The organism is Bacillus sp. Marseille-Q1617, from assembly GCF_903645295.1.
Lineage (GTDB): Bacteria > Bacillota > Bacilli > Bacillales > Bacillaceae_B > Rossellomorea.
Map to the genome: position 1 here is coordinate 85,123 of NZ_CAHJXM010000003.1, position 25,155 is coordinate 110,277.

Here is a 25,155-nt window from a genome sequence, read left to right on the forward strand (position 1 = left end):
TATTATGAGAAAAATCATTGTAGGTTCAAGACGCAGTAAATTAGCACTTACACAAACAAATTGGGTGATCGACCAGCTGAAGGCAATCGATCCCTCTTATGACTTTGAAGTAAAGGAAATCGTGACAAAAGGGGATCAAATCCTGGATGTCACACTTTCCAAGGTAGGCGGAAAAGGCTTGTTTGTAAAAGAAATCGAGCAGGCCATGATGGACAAAGAAATCGACATGGCTGTCCACAGCATGAAAGATATGCCGGCTGTTCTGCCTGAAGGCCTTACGATCGGATGTATACCAGAACGTGAAGATCACCGTGATGCGTTCATCAGTAAAAACCATGTTGCCCTGAAGGACCTTCCTTCCGGTGCCATTGTCGGCACAAGCAGTCTGCGAAGAGGGGCACAGATTCTTTCCGTGCGTCCCGACCTGGAAATCAAATGGATTCGCGGGAATATCGACACACGTCTTTCCAAGCTTCAAAATGAAGACTATGATGCCATTATCCTGGCGGCTGCAGGGCTTTCACGCATGGGCTGGACAAGTGATGTCGTGACTGAATTCCTTGATCCGGATCTTTGTCTTCCAGCTGTCGGTCAGGGGGCACTGTCAATCGAGTGCCGAGAAGATGATGAGGAGCTTCTGGATTTATTGAATCAATTTGCTGATGAGGAAACAACTCAGACCGTTACGGCCGAAAGAGCCTTTCTGCATAAGATGGAGGGCGGATGCCAGGTTCCTATTGCCGGATATGCGGAGCTTAAAGACAACGGTGAAGTGGCGCTGACAGGCCTTGTGGCTTCTCCTGACGGCCACACAATCTATAAGGAATATATGACAGGGACAGATCCTCAAACTGTTGGTGAAAAAGTAGCGGAAAGCTTGACGGAGCTTGGTGCCAAAGCACTCATTGACAAAGTGAAAGAGGAGCTTGATCAATAATGAACGGTGAAAAGCCTTTAGATCAAATAAAGGTACTCATCACCAGGGGAAAAGAGGGAGCCAAGGATTTGAGCTCCCTTATTGAGGGCAATGGAGGGGTTCCTGTAGTGATCCCCCTCCTGGACTTCAAATCATATGATGATCCACGGGGAACGTCGCTGTTATCATCAATACATAACTATGAATGGATCATATTCACCAGTAAAAATGGAGTGTCATTTTTTCTGGATCAATTAGAAAAACACAATATAAAATCATCTTCGCTGTCTGCCAAATTCGCTGCAGTCGGGACTAAAACAGAAAGGTACTGTGAAAACCGCGGTCTGCCCGTTTCATTTGTGCCGGAAGATTTTACAGGGGATGACTTTGTGCAGCCGTTCATTACCAAGGGGAAGCCTGGCGGTAAAGTGCTGATTCCAAAAGGGAACCTGGCGAGAGATGTCATTGCAAAAGAGTTGAACGCGTCGGGGATCCACTGTGATGAGTGGATCGTGTACGAAACGATCTTACCGCAGGAAAGCATCGGAAATCTTAAAGAAGTGATCTCGGAAGGAAGCGTTGACATCCTTACCTTCACCAGTTCATCCACCGTCCATCATTTTATGAAGGTGATTGAAAGATATTCCCTTCATGCGTATATTCGGAACCTTCCGGCAGCATGCATCGGCCCTCTCACCAAAAAGACGGCAGAAGAGTACGGATTTCATGTAAAAATTTGTCCAAACACGTATACTGTAGATGATATGGTCGCAGAAATCATACAGTATGCGGCTGCAGCCAATGATAAATCATGATCATACCGATCCCACTGGAGGTATTAAAATGAAAGAAGTAACATTTAATCGCCATCGTCGTTTAAGACAATCAGAAAATATGCGTTCCTTAGTAAGGGAAACACATCTTAGAAAAGAAGATTTAATTTATCCTTTATTCATTGTAGAAGGCGAAAATATCCGGAATGCAGTTCCTTCCATGCCTGGAGTATTCCATATTTCCATGGATAATCTGAAAGCGGAAATGGATGAGATCGTCTCATTGGGAATTAAATCCATCATCCTGTTCGGTGTTCCTGCTGAAAAAGATGAACTTGGGCAACAGGCTTATCATGAGCATGGAATCGTTCAAAGAGCGACCCGCTTTGTAAAAGAACATTATCCTGAAATGGTTGTCGTCGCAGACACTTGCCTATGTCAGTACACAAGCCATGGTCACTGCGGCATCGTAAAAGAAGGAAAGATCCTGAACGACCCGACTCTTGACCTGCTTGCAAAAACAGCCGTGAGCCAGGCGGAAGCGGGAGCGGATATCATTGCCCCTTCGAATATGATGGACGGTTTTGTGGCTGCAATCCGTCATGGCTTGGATGAAGCAGGTTTCACGGAAGTACCGATCATGTCCTATGCAGTGAAGTACTCTTCAAGCTTCTACGGACCTTTCCGTGATGCAGCGCATTCCACACCTCAATTCGGTGACAGACGAACGTATCAAATGGATCCGGCAAACCGATTGGAAGCATTGCGCGAAGCACAATCCGATATCGAAGAAGGAGCAGACTTCCTGATCGTCAAACCAGCTCTTTCCTACATGGATATCATGAGAGAAGTAAAAGACCGTTTCAATGCACCTGTTGTTGCCTATAATGTAAGTGGAGAATACAGCATGGTCAAAGCTGCAGCAGAAAATGGCTGGATCAACGAACAGGAAATCGTGATGGAAAAACTGACAAGCATGAAGCGTGCCGGGGCAGACCTGATCATCACGTATTTCGCAAAAGACGTTGCAGGCTGGCTGTCTTAAAAACCAGTTCAACATTCCTGAATATTCTTAAAGGAGGAGATCGGACTTGCGTTCATTTGAAAAATCACAAGAAGCGTTCAAAGAGGCAAAGAAGTTAATGCCAGGCGGAGTAAACAGCCCTGTCAGGGCATTTAAATCAGTCAAGATGGACCCCATTTTCATGGAAAGAGGAAAAGGATCCAAGATCTATGACATCGACGGAAATGAATATATCGATTATGTACTTTCATGGGGGCCGCTTATTCTCGGTCACAGCAATGACCGTGTGGTGAAAGCGATCAAGAAGGTGGCGGAAAGCGGGACAAGCTTTGGTGCACCCACTGAAATCGAAAATAAACTGGCTCAGCTGGTTATCGACCGTGTTCCGAGCATAGAGATTGTCCGTATGGTGTCATCAGGAACGGAAGCAACCATGAGTGCACTCCGCCTTGCCCGCGGGTATACGGGCCGGAATAAAATCATCAAATTTGAAGGCTGCTATCACGGCCATGGCGATTCGCTGCTGATCAAAGCCGGTTCCGGTGTAGCAACCCTTGGTCTCCCTGACAGTCCGGGAGTACCTGAAGGAGTCGCGCAAAATACCATCACCGTTCCATACAACGATCTAGAAAGCATCCGTTATGCCTTCGAACAGTTCGGTGACGATATTGCAGGAGTGATCGTCGAGCCTGTTGCCGGAAATATGGGAGTCGTCCCACCTCAGCCAGGCTTCCTTGAAGGTCTGCGTGAAATCACGGAGCAGCACGGTTCCCTCTTGATCTTTGATGAAGTCATGACAGGATTCCGTGTAGGATACGGCTGTGCACAAGGCTATTTCGATGTGACCCCTGACCTGACTTGCCTTGGTAAAGTGATCGGCGGCGGCCTGCCTGTGGGAGCGTATGGCGGAAAAGCCGAAATCATGGAACAGATTGCACCGAGCGGTCCGATCTATCAAGCGGGAACCCTGTCGGGGAATCCGCTGGCGATGACGGCCGGTTACGAGACACTCAGTCAACTGACGCCTGAAAGCTATGAAGAATTCGGACGCAAAGCGGATCTTCTTGAAGACGGCCTGAAGAAAGCGGCTGAAAAATTCGGAATCCCTCACACGATCAATCGTGCAGGCTCAATGGTCGGATTATTCTTCACAAATGAAGAAGTGAAGAATTACGAAGGGGCAAAATCCTCCGACCTGGAAATGTTCGCAGACTACTACCGCGAAATGGCAAACCAAGGAGTATTCCTGCCGCCTTCCCAATTCGAAGGACTCTTCCTCTCCACCGCCCACAGCGACGGAGATATCACTAAGACGATTGAAGCTGCTGAGAAGGCATTTGAGAAGATTAGTGAAAAAAAATAAAACGAGAAAGCCGACCTTTGATTTTAGAAGGTCGGCTTTTTTTATTAGGAAATGGGCAGAAATGATGGAATATGCCACTATGAAACACAATATTCTTGATGACTTTTTAGCATGCATGTAATGCCTACGTAAAGGAACTATCCAGCTATTGATTGTAGTGCAAGACGAAGACTCCTGCGGGAAGAGTAGCTTATGTGAGACGTGTCCAGCTCCAGGCCTTAGAGGCACATGTCATAAGCCAAACCGACCAAGAAGGCAAAGAGCGCCTTCCAGGCCGATTCGTCTTATGCCACCCGCCTCTCTTCAAAGCCCCTCCGCTTTTCTTCCCGCAGGCAAAGCCGAGGAGGCTCACGGGCTACCCGCGGAAAGCGAAGTCATACACGGAAATCAAAAGCGGTGTTTGAAACTCAACCCCCTTTTTATCAAAACTTCTGCATCCTTATCATATTTCTCCAATCCAAATCATAAAGTGATAATGACATTGTCATATATTTCTTTGGCTTGGAACTTGAAAGGAGGAATTTCTTTGTCACAAGATCAACAATCGTGCCTGCGATTTTCTTTGGAAGAATCAATTTGGTTCAAAAAAGGACAGGAAGTTGAAGAATTGCTATCTATCTCCTTAGATCCACATATAACGATTCAAGAACAGGAACAATATGTACTCATCAGGGGGACACTTGATTTATCCGGTGAATACCTGCCGAGCACCCTCAGGGATGGTGAAGGTGTAGATGAGTTCGAAGCGAGCGGTAAATTCGTTCAGGCAGTAGAAAAAAGGGAAAAAGGCGAGAATGAGTTTGTCCACCGATTCCCTGTAGATGTGACAATCCCTAAAAACCGGATTGCCAATTTAGGGGACATTGATGTGTATGTGGAATCATTTGATTATGTCGTCCCTGAAAATGCCTGTTTAAAACTGAATGCAGATTTGACCATCACAGGCATCTACGGTGAACAGCAGACGCATACACCACTTGAAGTGGAATACAGCGAAGAAGAGCTCTATGCCCCTCTGCACCGCTCCGCTGACGTCCTGGATGCACCTGTTGAAGAAGAGGAAGAAGATAGGCCTCCATATTACGATAATGATGATGATGAGAATGAATCTTATGAGCAGGACGATTATGAATATGATCTCGCTGAAGATGAATCAGCAGATGCTCCTGAGGATGACGAGTATCAGCCATTCTCGCTTGAAGGAAGGACCCCTCCTGCCGGGGAAGAAGATGAAATTCCTGTTCACATCCAGTATGATTCACATTCTGCACAGGAAGAAAATTACTACAGGAAGGAAAATATGTTTGAACTTCCTGAGCATGAATTAAGCGAGTCATCGCAGGAGCAGGAAGTGACGCAGCCTGCCAGTGAACAAATGAATATGCAAAAACCGGCGCCGGTCCAGGAAGAACAGGAGGAAGAAGAATCTTCCTCGATGGAAATGGAAATGGAAGCTGAAAGTGAAGAAGCGGCGGATAAAAAGAAAAAATTCAAAGGCAAAAAGAAATATGAATCTATCTCCCTGACCGATTTCTTCGCACGTAAAGAAGAGGAACGGGCCGCAAAGCTCAGAGTCTGCATTGTTCAAGAAGGGGAGACCCTTGATAACATCGCGGAAAAATATGATCTGACGATTGCCCAGCTGTTGCGGGTCAATCATTTAGAAGCGAATCAGGATGTTTACAGCGGCCAGGTTCTTTACATCCCGAATGAAGAGCCGGTATTCAAGGTATAACATAAAAATGAAGCAGAACGATTGAATAATGACGATGAATCAGGACTGACACCAACCTACTGGCGCCAGTCCGTTCTTTTTTTACTCGGAGGATTTTATGGTGTAAAACCAGTGGAATGCCAACGAATATTTGCAGTAGAAATATAGTACTCTTTTAAAGAAACGGGTGTTGATACTTAGTAAAACGGGGAGGTGCAAAAAATCATGCAAACCATCGATAGTCTAAGACCTGTGCTGCAGCCGTATGGTGTAGAGCCTTTTTTTGTGGAAGACACAGGGAAAGTAAGCAAAGTGTACTCAAACAAAGGGACCCTTGCAGTAAAGCATATATCCGCCCAGACCGGAGTTGATTTCGTCCGGAACGTCCAAACTCTGTTTCAACGGGGGTACAACCGGATCGTGCCCATCTATCCGACAATGGACGGCCGTTATGCTGTCTGGCATCAGGGGGAACTATACTATGTGATGCCATGGCTGAACAACCAGGAGAAGGAAAACCGATTCGAAAAACATCAGAAGCTGTTCCGTGAACTTGCCAGGCTGCATACAATTTCTTCACAGGATGTGAAAATTAACAAAGAAGAAAGAGAATCGCATTATGAACAGCTGACTTCACGCTGGGAGAAGGAACAACAGTTTCTGGATGAATACGTTGAGGAATGCGAGAAAGCTGTTTATATGTCACCGTTTCAATATCACTTTTGTATGTTTTATAAGGATGTGTCCCAGGCTCTAAAGTTTTCAAGAAAAATGCTGGATGAATGGTATGAAAATACGAAGGATCTTGAGAAGGTCAGAACGGTCATCATTCACGGCAAGCTGTCAACAGAGCATTTCTTATACGATGACAGGGGTCTGGGGTATTTTAATAACTTCGAAAACTCTAAAGTCGCTTCTCCTTTTCATGACTTGCTGCCGTTCCTTTCAAGAACGTTGAAAACATATCCCAAGTATTATGAGGAGTGTGTAGAGTGGCTTGAGACATACTTTCAGCATTTTACTGCCCGCAGCGAAGAGAGGCTCCTGTTTATGTGTTATTTAGCCTACCCAAGCTCCGTGATCGCCATTGTAGAAAAATATTTTCATACTCCGAAAGGCAAAAGGAATGAGCGTAAATCTCTGAAAAAACTCCAGCGTCATTACTGGCTGCTGAAAAACACGGAATATGTGGTCATGCGGCTCGACGAAATCGAGCGCAAGAAAAAAGAAGCAGCCGAGGCGGAGGCTGAGGCATAAAGAAAGGACTGACGAAAATCGAAAGTCCATGTTTCGTCAGTCCTTAAATCCAATCAAAGTAGATGGCAAGGGCGATGCCGATGAAAAGGGTCAAGAGAAGAACATCAAATGTGGTGGGGAGCAGAATGGTCCGGATGGCTTGAAACACAGAAAAAGGGATGATGAATTGCTTACAGATCAAGCGAACATTACGCAGCCATGGAGGCAGGGTGTATGGATTGTACTTTCGCATGCGTTTCACTCACCTTTCTGGGTAGATTCACTACTATATCCTATGAAAAGAATGAAAATTGGTTCTTGTGTTAACCATAGAGGAATAAAGAAGAATATTTTTCATGAAAATGGGCGATAATGATTGACGAAAGTTTAATGAATCCTATACTATAATGAGTACATAAATATTTTCAAAAGCGTTGAACAGGAAGAGTACATTGCCCCCCGCTTTCAGAGAGGAAAATCGTTTGCTGAGAGATTTTCCAAGCGAAGACGATGGAAGGTCGCCTGAAGAGCTGCTTCTATGAAGACAGTAGTAGAAGCCGGTTAAAAGCCGTTATTGTTCATTGAGAGTTCAGGGGTCTGTATGGCTTCTGAGAAAAAAGGTGGTACCGCGAAACGAATCCTTCGTCCTTTTACAGGGCGAAGGATTTTTTGTGTTCTATAAAATCACTTGATTAAAAACCTATATCGATTAAGGAGGATATACAATGGAAACTCAAGATCAATTATCGATGCCGACTAAATATGATCCCAATGCCATTGAGCAGGGAAGATATAAATGGTGGCTGGAAGGAAAGTTTTTTGAAGCGAAAAGCGAAAAAGAAAAGGAACCGTATACGATCGTCATTCCGCCGCCGAACGTAACAGGGAAACTCCATCTCGGCCATGCATGGGATACAACGCTTCAGGATATCCTGACGAGAATGAAGCGTATGCAGGGCTACGATGTATTATGGCTCCCAGGAATGGACCATGCAGGTATCGCCACACAGGCAAAGGTGGATGAAAAGCTGCGCAGCCAAGGAATTTCACGCCATGACTTGGGCCGTGAGAAATTCGTTGAAGAGACTTGGAGATGGAAAGAAGAGTACGCTGAGCATATCCGCAAGCAGTGGTCAAAGATCGGCCTTGGCCTTGATTACAGCCGGGAACGCTTTACGCTTGATGAAGGCTTATCCCAAGCCGTTCAGAAAGTTTTCATCGATCTATATAATAAAGGCTTAATCTACCGCGGTGAATACATCATCAACTGGGATCCCGCGACGAAGACTGCCCTGTCCGATATCGAGGTTATTCACCAGGATGTCCAGGGTGCCTTCTATCACATGAGATATCCGCTGGCAGATGGAAGCGGACATATCGAAATCGCGACAACACGTCCTGAGACAATGCTTGGTGATTCGGCTGTTGCTGTACATCCTGAAGACGATCGTTACAAGCACCTGATCGGTAAAAAGGTCATCCTTCCTATCGTTGGACGCGAAATCCCGATCGTCGGTGACGATTACGTAGATATGGAATTTGGTTCTGGGGCAGTGAAAATCACCCCTGCACACGATCCGAATGACTTTGAAATCGGGAACCGCCACAATCTTGAACGCATCCTTGTGATGAATGAAGACGGCAGCATGAATGAAAAGGCAGACAAATACAACGGCATGGACCGCTTTGACTGCCGCAAGCAGATCGTCAAAGACCTTCAGGAATCTGGCGTATTGTTCAAGATCGAAGAGCATATGCACTCAGTAGGACACTCCGAGCGAAGCGGAGCGGTAGTTGAGCCGTATCTATCGACTCAATGGTTCGTCAAGATGGATCCACTCGCTCAGGAAGCAGTCAAGCTGCAGGATAAAGAAGGGGAAAAAGTGAATTTTGTTCCCGACCGTTTCGAGACTTCATATATGCGCTGGATGGAAAATACCCGCGATTGGTGTATTTCCCGTCAATTATGGTGGGGACACAGAATCCCGGCATGGTATCATAAGGATACCGGTGAAGTATATGTAGGAAACGAAGCACCAGCAGACAGTGAAAATTGGACCCAGGAAGAAGACGTCCTCGATACCTGGTTCAGTTCAGCACTGTGGCCGTTCTCAACAATGGGCTGGCCGGATACGGAAGCGGAAGACTTCAAAAGATACTATCCGACGAACACGCTCGTAACTGGCTACGATATCATCGGGTTCTGGGTATCGCGCATGATTTTCCAAGGACTTGAGTTCACCGGTGAACGTCCATTCAAAGATGTCCTGATTCACGGTCTTGTCCGTGCAGAAGACGGACGAAAGATGAGTAAATCGCTCGGCAATGGAGTCGATCCGATGGATGTCATCGAGAAATATGGTGCCGATTCACTTCGTTACTTCTTATCAACAGGCAGTTCACCTGGTCAAGATCTGCGTTTCTCATTTGAGAAAGTGGAATCTGTTTGGAACTTTGCCAATAAGATCTGGAATGCATCCCGATTTGCATTGATGAATATGGCCGGTATGACCTATGAGGAAATCGATTTGAGCGGAGAAAAATCCGTTGCAGATAAATGGATCCTTACCCGTTTGAATGAAACGATCGAAAACGTGACGCGTCTTGCCGACCGTTATGAATTCGGTGAAGTAGGAAGAATTCTTTATAACTTCATCTGGGATGACTTCTGTGACTGGTATATCGAGATGGCGAAGCTTCCTTTATACGGGGAAGACGAAGCGGCCAAGAAGACGACCCGCTCGATTCTGGCATACGTACTCGACAACACAATGCGACTTCTGCATCCATTCATGCCGTTTATTACCGAGGAAATATGGCAGAACCTGCCGCATAAAGGCGAATCAATCACGACGGCAGCATGGCCGGAAGTGAATGAAGACCTGACCGACGCCGGTGCTTCAGAAGAAATGAAGCTCCTTGTAGAAATCATCCGTGCCGTACGTAATGTCCGTGCAGAGGTGAACACGCCGATGAGCAAGCAGATCAAGCTCATCCTCAAAGCGAAAGATGAAAAGATCCTGAATATGCTGGATAAAAATAAAGCATACATCGAAAGGTTCTGTAATCCGGAGCAGTTGGATATGGGGACGGATATCACCCCTCCTGAAAAAGCGATGACTGCAGTTGCGACAGGAGTAGAGTTATTCCTGCCATTACAGGGACTCATCAATATCGATGAAGAGATCGCCCGTCTTGAAAAAGAACTTGAAAAGTGGTCAAAAGAGGTAGCGCGTGTACAAGGGAAGCTGAATAACGAAAAGTTTGTAAGCAAAGCTCCTCAAAAAGTCGTAGACGAAGAAAAAGCCAAAGAAAAAGACTATCTTGAAAAGCAGGCAACGGTTAAATCGAGAATAGAAGAATTGAAAACCGTATAAGAAAGAAATGTAGAAGGCTAAGGAGCAGGAGTCTAATTGTAAAGGGAACCACCCCTTAAGCAGCTAGGCTCCCCTCCGGCCTTTTTTTGATGGGAGTGAAGCAAACATGATGACATATGAAGAAGCAGTAGGGTGGATCCATGCCAGGCTGAGATTGGGAATCAAGCCCGGGCTCCAGCGGATGAATTCTTTATTAGAAGAGCTCGGGAATCCCCAAGAGAAAATAAAATCCGTCCATATCGCCGGAACAAACGGGAAAGGATCAACGGTCACGTATTTACGCAATATCCTTCAAGAGGCAGGCTATACGGTCGGTACATTTACATCCCCTTACTTCGAACGTTTCAATGAGCGGATCTCTGTAAATGGAATTCCCATTCCCGATGAGGACCTCACTTCACTTGTTTCCCTTATAAAACCGATCGCAGAGGGGATGAAAGACAGCGAGTGGGGAGAACCGTCCGAATTTGAAGTGATCACGGCGATGAGCATGGTATATTTTGCTGAGACTGCAAGGCCGGATCTTGTTTTATATGAAGTAGGACTTGGAGGAAGGCTGGACTCAACCAATGTAATCACTCCCCTTGTTTCAATCATTACAAGTATCGGAATGGATCATATGAACTTTTTAGGGGATACGATTGAGAAAATTTCGTACGAGAAGGCCGGGATCATCAAAAGAGGTGTTCCGGTGGTATCCGGGGTTTCACAGCCTGAAGCAATAAAGGTCATTCGTAAAGCGGCAAGGGAAAATGGAAGTCCCGTTTATCAATCAGGGAAGGACTTTCTAGTTCACAGGGAGGCGGCTTTGGATCATGGAGAAAGATTTCATTTCGAATCCTCCGCACAAAGTGGTACTTTTGAAATTTCCATGTTGGGGGCGCATCAGGTACAAAATGCAGCGCTTGCCTTAAAAGCAGCGGAGTTACTTCGAACCCAAAATGAAATCACTTATACTGAACTGCACCTAACTGACGGATTAAAAAAAGCCTACTGGCCGGGCAGGATGGAAGTGGTCAGCGAAAAGCCGGCTGTCATTCTGGATGGTGCACATAATCCGGAAGGGATCAAAGCCCTGGTGACGACGATCAAGGAACGATTTTCAACCAAAAAAGTGACGATCCTTTTTTCCGCTTTGAAGGATAAAGAATTGAAACACATGATAGGGATGCTGGAAGAAGCTGCTTCGGCGATAAGCTTCACCTCTTTTTCTTTTCCGAGAGTAGCTCGTGCAGATGAATTATTTGCCTTGTCCGATCATCCCGAAAAACACAAAGCAGGGGACTGGCAGCTTTATATAGAAGAAAAACTGATGTCGATGGATGAAGATGAAGTGGTGTTTATCACAGGGTCGCTCTACTTTTTATCAGAGGTCAAACCAGTGCTTCTTCAAAAGTTAGAAAATTCTAGAAAAAACAAGTGACTTTATCCTTTTACTCTGATAAAATATTCTTAAACTTGTGACTATTTAACTATTTTTAGTATATGCCGCAGATGAAGGGGGATAGATATGCAGCTTTCACTTAAAAAGAGACTTTGGCTCCTATTTGCATGGCTGGCGATTGTGCCTGCCGGATTGTATTATACATATCAATTCTATCCTCCTCAAAATGTGGAAGGAAACGGTTGGGAACTGATCACACTCGTAATATTCGCCACATTCATCCCGCTCATGCCGATCGTCATCAATGGGTCCACCATCTTCTTTATACAATGGGTGACCCTTGTGGGATTTTTGAAATATGGATTGTTTGTGGAAATCGTTTTAATGCAATTTTCGATTATTCCTTTGCTTCTGCGCATCAGGATGGCCAGGTCTGATTGGCACAGAGTGCCTTTGAACTCTCTGATGTTTTTTATCGTTTCCGTTTCAAGCGGTTTGATTTATTTTCTGCTGGGCGGAGAAATCGGAGCGCGAAATATAGGTGAAATCCTGCCGGCAGCCTTAAGCTACCAGGTTGTATCCATCATGATCAATCAATTTGTACTATTAGCCTATCAGCGTTTTGTTGTCGTAAATGATATCCGTTTTTACAGCAAGGATTTCATCTGGGATTTCATTGCGAATATGATCATGTTCCCGATGTCGCTTTCACTGTACTTCCTCACATTCCAAATAGGTCCATTCGCCTCGCTTTTGATAGGTATTCCATTCATAAGCTTATCGATGATATTGAAAATGTATAATTCGTCTGAAAAAATTAATGAATACCTGCAAAAAGCAGGGGAAATCGGGCATCAGCTGACAGAGAGTCTGAAGGTGGACGAGGTTCTCGATATCTTTTTGAAAAAGATCATCGAAACTTTGCCTGTAGAATATGCATACATATTGGATTGTAAAGGAGATGAGCTGGTCCTTTTAAGAAGGGTCGAAAGCAAGGAGAAAAACGTGCACAGGTTTCCAGCACTGAAAAAGGGCCGCGGCATCAGCGGCATGGTATGGGAGTCAGGGAAGTCGGTCATATATGATTCGCGCTCTGAATGGGGAGCACTCGCAGACGGCTATATGCCTGAAGGGGTGGAAAGCGTCCTGTGCGTGCCTATTGTAAGAAGCCAGAAGGTAAGGGGGATCCTCCTCCTGGCTTCTTCGAAAAAAAAGGCTTATGAAAAATTCCAACTGATGATCGTAGAAATTCTGTGCTCTTATTTCGGTGTCGCCATTGAAAATGCAAGGCATCATGAAAAAACAAAGCAAAACAGTGAAAGATGTGCGCTCACGAAACTTTATAATTACCGTTACTTCGAAGACATGCTGTCCCTTGAGTTCAATGAGCTTGAAAAGGGTGGAAGATCATCCTTATCCCTGATCATGCTCGACATCGATCACTTCAAAGTCATCAACGATAACTACGGTCATCAGAGCGGAAACGAAATCCTGATCCAGCTCGCTGACCGATTGTGCAAGCTGATCGGAACAAAAGGCACGGTGGCTCGGTATGGCGGTGAGGAATTTGTCATTCTCCTCCCGGATACAGAAAGAGAGGAAGCCCTTCCGCTTGCGGAACGTGTGAGAAAGATCATCGCCAACCGACCATTTGTCCTCCACGATTCGCTGCAGGCATCCAACAGGAAATTAATGGTCAGGATCACCGCTAGTATTGGAGTCGCAACAGCCCCTCAAGATGCCGATGATACAATGGCCCTGATCCGCCATGCCGACAGGGCGCTGTATACAGGTGCAAAGCAGGCCGGACGCAATCGTGTGGCTGAATACGTGAAATAGAAACACCTTCCTTTGCAGGGGAAGGTGTTTTTTCCTGGCTGATTTCGTATTTTTGTATAAACAATGACGAAATTCCTATTTTTCTCACTCCTAATGCAATCATATTGTTTCAATTTTAATTACTTTGTAATAAACTAGTAATAGTCGAAATTTGTACGAATTCAGCGATTTTAGTCTGAAAGTAGGAGGTCTGTGATGAACGCTTTACTATTTGCTGCCGGTGCCTATCTCCTCTTGCTTCCGTTCCTGATATTCATCCCTGTAAATCTAACGTTTAAACAGAAAGTAACATTGTCTTTCACCGCCTTTTGCGTAACCACACTTGCTTTATTGGGAAGTGAGTTTCTTCCGTTTATTAGTGTGCTTGCTATAGTGGTTCTATTAATAGGCCTGACTGCCTATATAGCACAGTCAAGAATTCAGGACGGGAACCCTTCCCGGCACGATGAACCATACCCAGAACCTCTTCCTCCAGCCGCCCAGGATCGTGAACCCAAAATCTATCAAACTACCAAAGAACATAATCCCGATGAGTCTGTGGCTGAAACAGAATCAGAAGCAAACCTCGATAAGGAGAAAGAGGAGGGTTTTATTCAGGAAGATCAGCAGGACTACATAAAAGAATTGGACTGGGAAGACATACAGCCCGTGGTTACATATGAAGCGAAGGTGCCAGACGCATTTGAAAATCAAGAGTCGGCCGCGGAAAAAGAACTGCCGGCAATCACGGACAGGACACCTGGTCCTGTAAACGATCCTTCTTCTTTTCAAAGGGATGAAGAGGAAGAAGAATATAACCGCTTATTTTCCGGGATAAAAAGGTAAATCACAGTCGGAGAGGAGGTCCCTCATTGAAAACATCAATTTATACCATTAGCGTTTTTTTAGTGTTATGCACAGTATATCTATTCGGCTTTGCGTATGCAGGGACCTATTTGTATGACCGTGTTTTCTCTTCGGAAGATGGTACCTCAAAAGAAACGAAGAATGTTGAGGAGAAGGAACCGGAGCTCGAAGACAAGTTGAACAGCCCTGAAAAAATGCAGGTATTGGCTGAGAATGAGATTGGGTCCGTTGAAGCAACTCCGGAACTTGAGGATTTTTTCTCTTCTTTTTCAGAAATCGATATCGAACCCGTCTCAACCTTTTCAATCTTGAAATTCGTTGAAGACCAGCATATAAGCAGCCTGACAAATCAGGAACTGAGCTTGATTTCCACTGGATTATATGAAATCCTGCTTCACTCCGACATGGAGATCGTACAGCGTCATCATGGCCATACACTGCCTGATTTTGCTGAACTTGGCTATGAAGCAAGAGTGGACAGGGAGCTGAATCAGGATTTCATATTTGCAAATCCGGACAGCAAATCCTACAAAATACGCTTTCAGATGACTGGGGATTCTCTATTATTTGTGTTAGAAGGAACACTCCCGTATGAAGTGGAAATTTCGCTGCAGAATAAGCAAACGGTCAAACCGCGGGTGATCAAGCAATACACCCCTTACCTCGACAAGGGTCAGACTAAAACAAAGACCGAGGGGAAAGCGGGTGTCCAAATTGAGGTATGGAAGAGCATGCTCGATTCCACTGGTGCAGTGTTGAAGGAAGAATTGATTTCACGTGATTATTATCCGCCTGTACACAGGGAGGAGCTCGCCAGCCTCCAAGACTATACCGACAGCAGCAATGTGGCCCGTGGAACAGAAGGGGAGGCTGCCGCCGGTTCACCTGTAACGAGTGAAGGAGAGTCAGGGAATTCCAATCACCAGGAGAAAGATGAGACTGTCAGCGATGAAACAGACCAGGATGTACAAACAGATCCGCAGCAGGCAAGTCCTGATACGGAGCCTTCAACAGACGGCGAAATTCACAATCCAAATATGAAGTAACAGTCATAAGAAGAGGGTGTAATGAAAATGGCACAAGTACGGAAACGATTGGGTGACTTATTAGTGGAAGCAGGACTCTTGACCGAGGAAAAGCTTCAGCAGGCTCTTAAAGAGAAGAGCAAGGATCAAAAACTCGGTGATGCCATCCTTCAGAAGGGGTACATCACGGAGCATCAATTGATCGAGGTGCTCGAGTTTCAGCTGGGAATCCCTCATGTAAGCTTATTCCGATATCCGTTTGATCAAAAGCTATTTCACCTGATTCCTAAAGATATGGCGAAGCGGAACTTGATCATCCCCTTGAAAAAGGAAGGGGACAAGCTGTTTGTCGCGATGGCAGACCCGATGGATTTTTATGTGATAGAAGATCTTCGGCTGTCCACAGGTTTTTTCATTGAAACAGCGATTGCAACCAAAGATGACATTCTCAGGTCGATCAATAAATTCTACGACATGGATGAGAGTTTTGAAGAGCTGAAAGGATTGGGTAACGAACCCCAGGGCGACCAGGATGAAACGATCATGGATCAGGATTCGCCGATTGCCAGGCTCGTAAATCAGATCCTCTCGAATGCGATGACCCAGAAAGCAAGTGATATACATATCGACCCACAGGAAACGAGGGTCGTGATACGCTATCGTGTTGACGGTATCCTCCGGACGGAACGGGCGATCCCGAAACATATGCAGAGCATGCTGACAGCCAGGATAAAAATTATGTCCCAGCTGGATATCACTGAGCACAGGGTGCCCCAGGATGGACGGATCAAGACGAATATCGACTTCCGGCCGATCGATCTGCGGGTTTCGACGCTGCCGACTATTTATGGCGAAAAGATGGTTCTCAGGATCCTGGACTTGAGCTCTTCGCTTAATGACCTGACCCAGCTCGGTTTCAATACGCTGAATATGAAACGATTCCAGTCCCTGATCGAACGGCCGACAGGCATCGTCCTCATCACCGGGCCGACGGGATCAGGTAAATCGTCAACTCTTTATGCAGCTTTGAACAAGCTGAATAGTGAAGAAGTCAACATCATCACCGTCGAGGATCCGGTCGAGTATCAGCTTGAGGGAATCAACCAGATCCAGGTGAATGCAAATGTAGGACTGACATTTGCCAAAGGACTGCGCTCGATCCTGCGACAGGATCCGAATATCATCATGGTCGGGGAGATCCGGGATAAAGAAACGGTGGAAGTGGCCATCCGTGCGTCATTGACAGGTCATTTGGTCATGAGTACGATTCATACCAATGACTCGCTGACGACGGTCACCCGGCTTCTCGATATGGGGGTGGAGCCGTTCCTGGTGGCGACTTCGCTCAGCGGGATCGTTGCTCAGCGTCTGGTCCGGAAGGTGTGCCGTGACTGTGCAGTTGAAGAAACTCCGACGAGGAGGGAATTCGATATTTTCAAACGCAGAGGATTGACTGTCGAGAAAATCAACCGCGGACAAGGCTGTGCTGCCTGTAATATGACCGGTTATAAAGGCAGGCTTGCCATTCATGAAGTGCTGGTCATCAATGAAGAAATGAAAAAAATCATCATGAACAATGAACCGCTGTCAGCTTTAAGGGAAGCAGCGTACAGATCGAAAACGATCTTTCTATTGGATGATGGCTTGCTGAAAGTGAAGCAGGGGATTACCACGACAGAAGAAATTCTCCGGGTTGCAATCGAGTAAAGAAGGTGATCACGATGAAAGAACGCATCGATCAATTGTTAAGAGCAGCATTTGAATTAAAAGCTTCCGACATCCATCTTACCGTCGGATCCTCTCCCGTGTTCCGCATACACGGTGATTTGAAACGGTACGGGCAGGATGTCCTGAAGCCCCATGATACAGAACAAATGGCGAGGGCCGTCATCCCAGAAGAGCTTTGGGGTGACTTCAAAGAACGGGGAGAGCTTGATCTTTCTTACGCGATTCCGGGAGTCTCGCGTTTCAGGGTGAATGCGTACCATCAGCGCTCCTGCATTAGCATCGCACTGCGTGTCGTTCCGACGAAAATTCCCACGCTTGAAGAATTGAATCTTCCGGATGTACTGATGAGGATTTCCGAAAAGCCTCAAGGTCTGGTGCTCGTGACGGGACCGACGGGAAGCGGGAAATCGACCACCTTGGCTTCAATGATTCAATACATGAATCAAACGATGAGAAAGCATATCATCACACTTGAAGATCCGATCGAGTATCTCCACAAGCACGGCTCTTCGATCATCGATCAGCGGGAAGTCGGCTTTGATACGAACTCATTCGCAAATGGACTTCGCAGTGCTTTGAGGCAGGATCCAGACGTCATCCTGGTTGGGGAGATGCGTGACCTCGAGACGATCCATACGGCGATCACGGCCGCTGAAACCGGTCACCTCGTCCTCGGTACACTGCATACATCCAGTGCGGTGTCTACGATTGAACGGATCATCGATGTCTTCCCTTCCGTCCAGCAGTCGCAAATCAGGGTGCAGCTCGCATCGGTCCTTCAGGGGATCATCGCCCAGCGCCTTCTGCCGACTGCAGACAGGCAGGGGCGGGTGGCTGCAACCGAAGTGCTGCTGAATAATTCAGCTGTCGCAAACCTGATCCGTTCTGAAAAGATCCACCAGATCCCAAGCGTCATGCAGACCTCGAAGGCAATGGGAATGGAGCTTCTTCATTCGTCCGTCAAGAGATACGTGGACATGGGGATGGTCTCACGTGAAGCCGCTCAGCCATACATGCAGGAGACCGTTTCTGTATGACGCGGTTTAAATATGAAGGAAGAGACCGGAGCGGCAGGAAGCGGGGAGTCATTACAGCCCCTTCAAGAAAAGAAGCAATGATGAGACTGAAGAATCAGGGTATCCGGGTCATCTCTGCCGAAGAAGTTCCGGAGACGCTTCTTACGAAAGAAATCACACTTGGAAACCCAGTGAAGCTTCAGCAGATGGTCGTATTTTTAAGGCAGTTTTCCACGCTCTTAAAAGCAGGCGTGACCGTCGTTGATGCAACGAGGATCCTTTCCGCTCAAACAAGCAGTAAAGCCCTAGCAAAGGTACTTGGTGAAGTGGAGCTGGAATTGAAAGAGGGGAATCCGCTGTCAGAAGCTTTTGCCAAGCATCGAAAGGTCTTTGAGCCTTTATTCATCAATATGCTGAAGGCCGGTGAAGCAACGGGGAGCCTCGATGAAACGCTCGAACGCCTCGGCGATCACTACGAGAAGCAGCATACGACCCGGCAGAAAGTCATTGCAGCACTCTCTTATCCTGCAGTGGTCGGGATGATCGCAATCGGCGTCGTCATCTTCCTGCTGCTTGCCGTCGTCCCGACCTTTGTTGACATGTTCGCCGATATGGGAAGCGAGCTGCCGTTGATCACACGGGCAGTTCTTGGCGCCAGTGAGATGGTGCAGAAGTATTGGTATATCTTGTTACTGCTCGTGATTTTGGCAGCTGTCGGGATCACCTTGCTAAGGCGCAAGAAGGAAACGAAATATTATCTGGATTATGCGATTTTACGGATTCCGATTTTCGGCAGCCTCATTCAAAAAGCGGTGCTTGCAAGGATGACAAGGACGTTCAGTTCATTATTTTCAAGCTCCGTCCCCATCCTTCAATCCATGGTGATCTTGGAGAAAGTCGTGGGGAATGAAGTGATTGCCCGAGTGATCATGGAATCAAGGGACTCCCTTGAGAGCGGGGGATCGCTCACTGAACCGATGAAAGATCATTGGGCGATACCGCCCCTCGTTTCACATATGATTTCCATAGGGGAAGAGACGGGGTCGCTCGACGGCATGCTCTCAAAAGTCGCCGACTTCTATGAAAAAGAAGTGGAAAACACCACTGATCAATTGAAATCACTGATCGAGCCGCTGATGATCGTCGTGCTCGCAGGCCTGGTAGGGACTATTGTCACAGCCATCATGGTGCCGATGTTTGAAATGTTTAACAATGTTCAAAATTTCTAGCATTTCTGATAAAATTTTACACATTCTTACTATTTTTTTGATGGTTCTGCTGTATAATGAAAGTAGATTGATAGAGTACTAAAGTACTACATAAAACAAAAACGGGAGGAAGAAAGATGTTGAAAAAGTTTTTGAAAAATGATAAAGGATTGACCCTTGTCGAATTGCTTGCTGTTATTGTGATTTTGGGGATTATTGCGGCGATTGCGGTGCCGAGTATTGGGAGTATAATTGAGAAGTCTAGAGCGGATGCAGTAAAGGCAGAAGGACTTCAGGTTTTAAATGCTGCAAAATTATTTGTTGCATCTGAAGGCGTTCCAACCACTGATAATGCTACCACAGCAAATCAATTAACTATTGATGATTTAGAAAACTATCTTACAGAAAATGTTACTGATAGTATTTGGTCTGATGCAACAATTGTTAAGGTGCCAGATACAAATACACTACAGTTAAATGGCGCTGGAACCAAAGGTAGTGTAGTTATTAATTTTAATGATGCAACAATTTCACAAATTAATGAATATGAGTATGATTCAGATGATGAAACACATACTGTTCCTGTTCCAACGGAATAGGTAATTATCGATAATTAGATGATAACACTTATATTGATATACGCACTCCTCCTAGGCTCCTTCTACAACGTAGTCGGCCTGAGGGTGCCGTTAAAGAAATCAATCGTAAAACCAAGGTCGAGCTGTCCATACTGCCGTCACCAATTAACGGCGATGGAGCTCATACCTGTAGTTTCATATCTCATCCAAAAGGGGAAATGCCGCCAGTGTAAAGGGCGCATTTCTCCTTTATATCCATTTATGGAAGCTTTGAACGCTGGGCTATTTGTACTAGCTTTTCTGCAGCTGGGAATGCAGTGGGAACTCCTGGTCGCATGGACCTTGATTTCTATGCTCGTCATCATTACAGTGTCCGACCTGAAATACATGGTCATCCCGGACAGAGTCCTTCTCTTTTTCCTGGTACTGATCATTTTTGAACGCCTCTTCATCCCCCTTTCGCCATGGTGGGACAGCCTGGCAGGCGGGGCGCTCGGATTCGGCTTGCTTCTGCTTATCGCAATCATCAGCAAAGGCGGGATGGGCGGAGGAGACATCAAACTCTACGGAGTCATCGGTCTGGCAGTCGGGATGAAGGTAACCATCCTCTCCTTTATGATCGCCACATTCCTGGGAGCGGTCATCGGACTGACGGCTCTTGCATTCAAGCTGATCGAAAAAGGAAAGCCAATTCCCTTCGGCCCCTTCATCGCTGCCGGGACAATTCTGGCTTATCTATTCGGTGACGCCATTATTTCTATTTATCTATCATTATTCTATTAAAGTAATGCAAAGAAAGGATCTCATCCATGGGTTTTCTATCGTTTCTCTCAAGTTCTCATAAAACCGCAAATATTGTATTCACCGACCATTGCATTCGATTTCTCGAGTTGAAACAGACTTCCCCTCCGCTGGTGGCTTCGATGGATGAGCGTGCGCTCCCGGATGGTGTCATCAAAGGGGGGAGAATCGTCGATGAGGAAACCCTTCTGTTCATTTTGGAAGAGTGTATCGACGAATGGAAAATCAAGCGCCGTTCTGTCCGATTCGTGGTGCCGGATCCGTTTGTCGTCCTGAGGAAAGTATCGATCCCTTCTGATATAAGAGAAGATGAAATGGAAGGTTATCTCTTCCTCGAAATAGGATCAAGCATACACTTGCCGTTTGAAGATCCGGTATTTGATTATTCCATATTGGGGAAATCAGGGGAGAAACAAGAAGTGTTATTGGTTGCATCACAGGAAGAAATCGTCGACAGCTATAAGGATTTGCTTGAGGAAGTGAAGGTGAAGCCTGTCGCCGCCGACATTGCGCCTCTTGCCTTATATCGCTCTGTTCTCCATGAAGGAAAGGCATCGCCTCACGAACACACGATGCTGCTTCACATGGATGAGCAGCTTCTGACGGTCTCGATCTTTCATAAACATGAACCCATTTTCACAAGACCGATCGTGTTGGAAAGTGAATTGGAAGACCGTGCACCGGAGGATGGAATTCCAGTGAATATGCTTCAGGATGAGATAAATGAAATCGAGAAAGTAATGAATTTTTACCGCTACTCCTTGAATAAAGGTGAGCAATCGGTAGAGAAGACGGTTGTCAGCGGAGGTCATCCCCGCTTGCAGCTTCTCAAAGAACAGCTGCAGGAGAGGATTCCGATACCGGTTGAATTGCTTCAGTTGAAAAATGTCCCGACACTCGAGGATGAACAGGTGCCATCAGGATACGCCATCGCATTAGGTCTTGCTTTAAAAGAGGTGCAGCTCAGTGAAACTTATTGATATCAATCTATTACCTCAAAAAGAAACGAAACGAAATGCTTTTACATATAGTGTCCTCGGTACTGCAGGGATGATCATCCTCCTTGCCGTTTTCATGATGCTGTCATGGCAGGGCACCATCACCGAAACGAAAAGGACGGATGAAAAGATCGAGAATACCAAAAAAATCATCGAGGTCCAGCAGACGAAAGTCCTCGGGGCAGAAGCGTCCAGCAGCATCGGTGAGCTGAACAAAGCGGTCGAGGACATGGTGGACTATCCAGTGAAAACCGTTCCTCTATTAAATGAACTGATCTCTCTATTACCAGAGAGAGGATTTATCCAGGAATTTGAGTATAGTGATAGAACGATCATCAATCTGTCCGTACAGTTTGATTCATCCAGGGAAGCAGCGTACTACCTCTCGAGATTACATATGGTGGAGTGGCTCGCGGAAGCCGAGATCCTTGAAATGACGACTGAAGAAGCAGGGGAGTCAGAGGAAGAGACGATCCTCCCGAGATACTCCGCCGTATATGCCCTTCACTTCGACTCAGAAAAGCTTGCAGCAATTCTTTCTGATGAGGGGGAAGAAGAATGAGAATGGATTTCACAAAAAAACAATGGACAATACTGATAAGTCTGATAATCACCGGAATGGTCATCTTAGCGGGGGTAAACTTCTTTGCGTTGCAGCCGGCGGAAAAAAGACTGCAGTACAAAAAAGATGAGCTGGGGATTCAGGTGAAGTTACAGGAAGCGGTCGAGGCAAAAGTAGACAGCATCCAGGAAAATGAGACACCGGATTCCGCCTCCCTGCAAAAGAAAATCCCTGTGGAACCATTAACCGAGCGTATCATATTGGATCTCGAAAAAGCAGAACTGCTCTCCGGGAGCACCATTCAGTCCATTAACTTTGAAAAAACCGACGGAGCCCTGGCTCCAGATGAAAGTGAAGAGACAGAAGCGGCACCAGCCGGCGAAACCCAGCTTCCTACTCTATTAAAAAGAATCCAGATGACGATGATGGTAGAATCACCTAGCTATTTCGAAATGGAAAAGTTCCTGGATGAAATCGAGAACCTTGAAAGAATCGTCGAAATCAACGGGCTGTATTTCGAAGGGGAACAAGAACTGAAAGAAAACATGGAAGGCTATACTGAAGACACCATCACCTTTGAAGTAATCGCTTCCACCTTCTACATCCCGGAACTAAACGATCTTAAAAACGGACTACCAGTAATCGAAAGCCCATCACCCTCCCTGAAAAAGAATCCCTTTCCTCAATTCCCAGAGGAAAAGGAGAAAGAATAACCAATTTTTTTAATAGTTTAAAGCTGGAGACCAATAGATAAAGCTTGAGTGTAATGGAGCGGAAGGCGCTTGACTCCGACGGGATAAAGAGGAAAGGTCGAGACCCCGCAGGAGCGCGAGCGACGAGGAGGCTCGACTTCCTCCCCGCGGAAAGCAAGTGCCTGCAGCGCAATGAAACGGACTAGGTTATAGCAAGAATCAACAATATTGGAAATCAGTTTTCTATTAAAAAATTTGACGAAAACCTCTTAGGACGAGACGACAAAAGTCTTGTTCTTTTTTTTATGGTATGTGATAGCATGGAAAAAAATAGATGAAGGAGGGTGGCGATGGTGGACAAACCTAACGGCAATAAAAAAATCTCCATCAAAATAAATGGTGAGAGTACAAAGTTTGAAGAAGACTTCCGCGTACACGATTGGAAGCTGGGAAACGCGGAAACGGCAGCGGGTGAAGAGAGACTGGAAGATCAGGGCTTTGATTGGAACCTGCCGGACGAAACTCCTCAGCCTCCAAAGGAATACAAAAAAATCAATTATGTTGGCGGCAAGACCAAGAAAAAGAAGAATCGGAAATCATTCAAAAATCCTTTCCATGATTCGGTCAATCTTCTCATGTCCATTATCGGTGCGGTGGTTGTAGGTGCCGTACTTGGGTTCGGAACGTTGAAGGTCATCACAAATACAGACGGGGGAGCTGTGCCTGCTGCTACCTTGCAGGATGATACAGCGGCTGACGTGACAGGAGGAAGCGAAGCGGCAGGGACTCTTCAATTGAAAGAGCTTTCGACGGCGGTACTGCAGGGAGGGGTCTTTTCATCACAGGAGTCACTTGCCGCGATGCAGGACACTCTGACCTCCAAAGGAGTCAAAAGTGCCTCCATCGAAAAGGACGGTCAGTGGTTCCTGTTGCTAGGGGTATCGGCTGATGTCGAGACTGCCAAACTTCTCGGGGAGGACATGAAAGGAAACGGAGTCGAGGTATACGCCAAAGACTTCCAGTTTGGCGTCAAAGAAATAAAGGCGACTGATGGGGAAAAAACGTTTCTTGAAAAGGCAAACGGCCTATTTGCCATCCTTGCCGAAGAGAGCAGCAGCGGAGTATTGGAAGGGAAAGTGAATGAATCTGCCGCCGGCTCCATTGAAACCAGCCTGAAAGAAATAGAAGGGATCAAGGTGAAGCATGAATCGATTGTACAAATGAAAGAATCTATTGAGAGGGCAGCTAGTCAGACACTTTCCCTCAAGACGTCAGAGGATGCTGCGGTTGTCCAGGGAGAACTGCTGGGATACCTTGAAACATACAGCAGTTTACAATAAGTACTGATTTACGACTATTTTCTAGGAAATAATTGATGGGGCGACAAGTATCGGACTGCTTGTCGCCTTCTGCTTGTTTAAGGAGGCAGGATTTGGTACTATTATTTTGTATCTCCCAATCTATACTCCGAAAGGACTGGTATGGTATGTCCAACCTCATACTTGCTTCACAATCTCCTCGCCGAAAACAGCTTCTTCAACAGCTTCAACTTTCTTTCACCACCATTAGCAGCAATGTCGATGAAACGGTTGCGTCTCATCTGAAACCCCACGAAGTGGTCACGGAACTCGCGCTCAGAAAAGCAAAAGAAATTTCAGCAATGCATCCTGATTCATACGTTTTGGGATCGGACACTGTGGTAGCCCACGGGGATTCCAGCCTTGGAAAGCCTCAATCAGAGGAAGAAGCCAGAGAGATGCTCAGCATGCTGTCCGGCAAAACGCACTCGGTATATACGGGTGTCGCGATTCTTAAAGGTGAGAAACAAACTCTATTTTATGAAAAAACAGATGTTACGTTCTGGGAGTTGACACCTGGAGAAATCGACGATTACATCGCTTCTGAAGAGCCCTTTGATAAAGCGGGGGGATACGGTATTCAGGGACTCGGGGCAAAGCTGGTAAAGGAAATCACGGGGGATTATTTCTCTGTGGTCGGCCTGCCGATCTCCAAGGTATACCGGGCCCTCCGGGAAATGGGCTGCCTTCAATAAGAATGGCTCCTTTAACTGACAA

Annotated in this window: 22 protein-coding genes and 1 other annotated feature; of the genes, 21 read left to right on the forward strand and 1 reads right to left on the reverse strand. The window is 46.1% G+C overall.

Annotation, left to right across the window (positions count from 1 at the left end):
- Window positions 1-4: 4 nt before the first annotated feature.
- The 6 genes from hemC (at window position 5) to ysxE (ending at window position 7,047) form a co-directional block, all read left to right on the forward strand.
- Entirely contained in the window at window positions 5-937 is a 933-nt protein-coding gene (gene hemC, locus HWX64_RS17650; protein ID WP_175990855.1) for a hydroxymethylbilane synthase, read from the forward strand.
- The gene (locus tag HWX64_RS17655) at window positions 937-1,731 is read left to right on the forward strand and encodes a uroporphyrinogen-III synthase (RefSeq protein ID WP_175990856.1); all 795 of its coding nucleotides are present in this window, start codon (window positions 937-939) and stop codon (window positions 1,729-1,731) included. Before hemC ends, HWX64_RS17655 begins: the two co-directional genes overlap by 1 nt.
- Before the next feature lie 28 nt (window positions 1,732-1,759).
- Complete coding sequence (gene hemB / locus HWX64_RS17660) at window positions 1,760-2,734, forward strand: porphobilinogen synthase (protein WP_175990857.1); 975 nt, start codon at window positions 1,760-1,762, stop codon at window positions 2,732-2,734.
- Between the two features lie 46 nt (window positions 2,735-2,780).
- Window positions 2,781-4,076: a glutamate-1-semialdehyde 2,1-aminomutase gene (gene hemL / locus HWX64_RS17665; protein WP_175990858.1), complete on the forward strand. Its 1,296-nt coding sequence runs from the start codon at window positions 2,781-2,783 to the stop codon at window positions 4,074-4,076.
- 526 nt (window positions 4,077-4,602) lie between these two features.
- Window positions 4,603-5,811, forward strand: coding sequence for a stage VI sporulation protein D (gene spoVID / locus HWX64_RS17670; RefSeq protein ID WP_175990859.1), 1,209 nt, complete (start codon window positions 4,603-4,605; stop codon window positions 5,809-5,811).
- Window positions 5,812-6,015: 204 nt separating this feature from the next.
- Window positions 6,016-7,047, forward strand: a complete 1,032-nt coding sequence (ysxE, locus tag HWX64_RS17675; RefSeq protein WP_175990860.1) for a spore coat protein YsxE — start codon at window positions 6,016-6,018, stop codon at window positions 7,045-7,047.
- Window positions 7,048-7,090: 43 nt separating this feature from the next.
- On the opposite strand, the gene HWX64_RS17680 is transcribed toward ysxE, so the two are convergent.
- The gene (locus tag HWX64_RS17680; RefSeq protein WP_175990861.1) at window positions 7,091-7,279 is read right to left on the reverse strand and encodes a hypothetical protein; all 189 of its coding nucleotides are present in this window, start codon (window positions 7,277-7,279) and stop codon (window positions 7,091-7,093) included.
- A 172-nt stretch (window positions 7,280-7,451) separates the two neighbouring features.
- Window positions 7,452-7,679, forward strand: a binding site (T-box leader).
- Window positions 7,680-7,751: 72 nt separating this feature from the next.
- Between HWX64_RS17680 and HWX64_RS17685 the strand changes: the two genes are divergently transcribed.
- From HWX64_RS17685 to HWX64_RS17755, 15 genes are all read left to right on the forward strand, one after another.
- On the forward strand, window positions 7,752-10,403 hold the full coding sequence (locus HWX64_RS17685) for a valine--tRNA ligase (RefSeq protein WP_175990862.1): 2,652 nt from the start codon (window positions 7,752-7,754) through the stop codon (window positions 10,401-10,403).
- Between the two features lie 106 nt (window positions 10,404-10,509).
- Window positions 10,510-11,826 (forward strand): folylpolyglutamate synthase/dihydrofolate synthase family protein, encoded by a 1,317-nt coding sequence (locus tag HWX64_RS17690; protein ID WP_175990863.1) that lies wholly within the window; start codon window positions 10,510-10,512, stop codon window positions 11,824-11,826.
- Window positions 11,827-11,913: 87 nt separating this feature from the next.
- Window positions 11,914-13,626: a sensor domain-containing diguanylate cyclase gene (locus tag HWX64_RS17695; protein ID WP_175990864.1), complete on the forward strand. Its 1,713-nt coding sequence runs from the start codon at window positions 11,914-11,916 to the stop codon at window positions 13,624-13,626.
- Between the two features lie 195 nt (window positions 13,627-13,821).
- Window positions 13,822-14,451, forward strand: coding sequence for a hypothetical protein (locus HWX64_RS17700; RefSeq protein ID WP_175990865.1), 630 nt, complete (start codon window positions 13,822-13,824; stop codon window positions 14,449-14,451).
- A 26-nt stretch (window positions 14,452-14,477) separates the two neighbouring features.
- The gene (locus HWX64_RS17705) at window positions 14,478-15,518 is read left to right on the forward strand and encodes a VanW family protein (protein WP_175990866.1); all 1,041 of its coding nucleotides are present in this window, start codon (window positions 14,478-14,480) and stop codon (window positions 15,516-15,518) included.
- A gap of 21 nt (window positions 15,519-15,539) precedes the next feature.
- Window positions 15,540-17,204 (forward strand): GspE/PulE family protein, encoded by a 1,665-nt coding sequence (locus HWX64_RS17710; protein ID WP_175990867.1) that lies wholly within the window; start codon window positions 15,540-15,542, stop codon window positions 17,202-17,204.
- A 14-nt stretch (window positions 17,205-17,218) separates the two neighbouring features.
- Complete coding sequence (locus HWX64_RS17715) at window positions 17,219-18,262, forward strand: type IV pilus twitching motility protein PilT (RefSeq protein WP_175990868.1); 1,044 nt, start codon at window positions 17,219-17,221, stop codon at window positions 18,260-18,262.
- On the forward strand, window positions 18,259-19,470 hold the full coding sequence (locus tag HWX64_RS17720; RefSeq protein WP_175990869.1) for a type II secretion system F family protein: 1,212 nt from the start codon (window positions 18,259-18,261) through the stop codon (window positions 19,468-19,470). Before HWX64_RS17715 ends, HWX64_RS17720 begins: the two co-directional genes overlap by 4 nt.
- 116 nt (window positions 19,471-19,586) lie before the next feature.
- A complete protein-coding gene (locus HWX64_RS17725) occupies window positions 19,587-20,048 on the forward strand; it encodes a type IV pilin protein (protein WP_175990870.1) in 462 nt (153 codons plus the stop codon).
- Window positions 20,049-20,066: 18 nt separating this feature from the next.
- On the forward strand, window positions 20,067-20,810 hold the full coding sequence (locus tag HWX64_RS17730; RefSeq protein WP_175990871.1) for an A24 family peptidase: 744 nt from the start codon (window positions 20,067-20,069) through the stop codon (window positions 20,808-20,810).
- 26 nt (window positions 20,811-20,836) lie between these two features.
- Window positions 20,837-21,808: a type IV pilus biogenesis protein PilM gene (gene pilM / locus HWX64_RS17735; RefSeq protein ID WP_175990872.1), complete on the forward strand. Its 972-nt coding sequence runs from the start codon at window positions 20,837-20,839 to the stop codon at window positions 21,806-21,808.
- The gene (locus tag HWX64_RS17740) at window positions 21,795-22,388 is read left to right on the forward strand and encodes a PilN domain-containing protein (RefSeq protein ID WP_175990873.1); all 594 of its coding nucleotides are present in this window, start codon (window positions 21,795-21,797) and stop codon (window positions 22,386-22,388) included. The genes pilM and HWX64_RS17740 overlap by 14 nt, the downstream gene beginning before the upstream one ends.
- Window positions 22,385-23,101 (forward strand): hypothetical protein, encoded by a 717-nt coding sequence (locus HWX64_RS17745; protein ID WP_175990874.1) that lies wholly within the window; start codon window positions 22,385-22,387, stop codon window positions 23,099-23,101. The genes HWX64_RS17740 and HWX64_RS17745 overlap by 4 nt, the downstream gene beginning before the upstream one ends.
- A gap of 329 nt (window positions 23,102-23,430) precedes the next feature.
- On the forward strand, window positions 23,431-24,420 hold the full coding sequence (locus HWX64_RS17750) for a hypothetical protein (RefSeq protein ID WP_175990875.1): 990 nt from the start codon (window positions 23,431-23,433) through the stop codon (window positions 24,418-24,420).
- 146 nt (window positions 24,421-24,566) lie between these two features.
- Window positions 24,567-25,133: a nucleoside triphosphate pyrophosphatase gene (locus HWX64_RS17755; RefSeq protein WP_175991573.1), complete on the forward strand. Its 567-nt coding sequence runs from the start codon at window positions 24,567-24,569 to the stop codon at window positions 25,131-25,133.
- The last annotated feature ends 22 nt before the right edge of the window (window positions 25,134-25,155 follow it).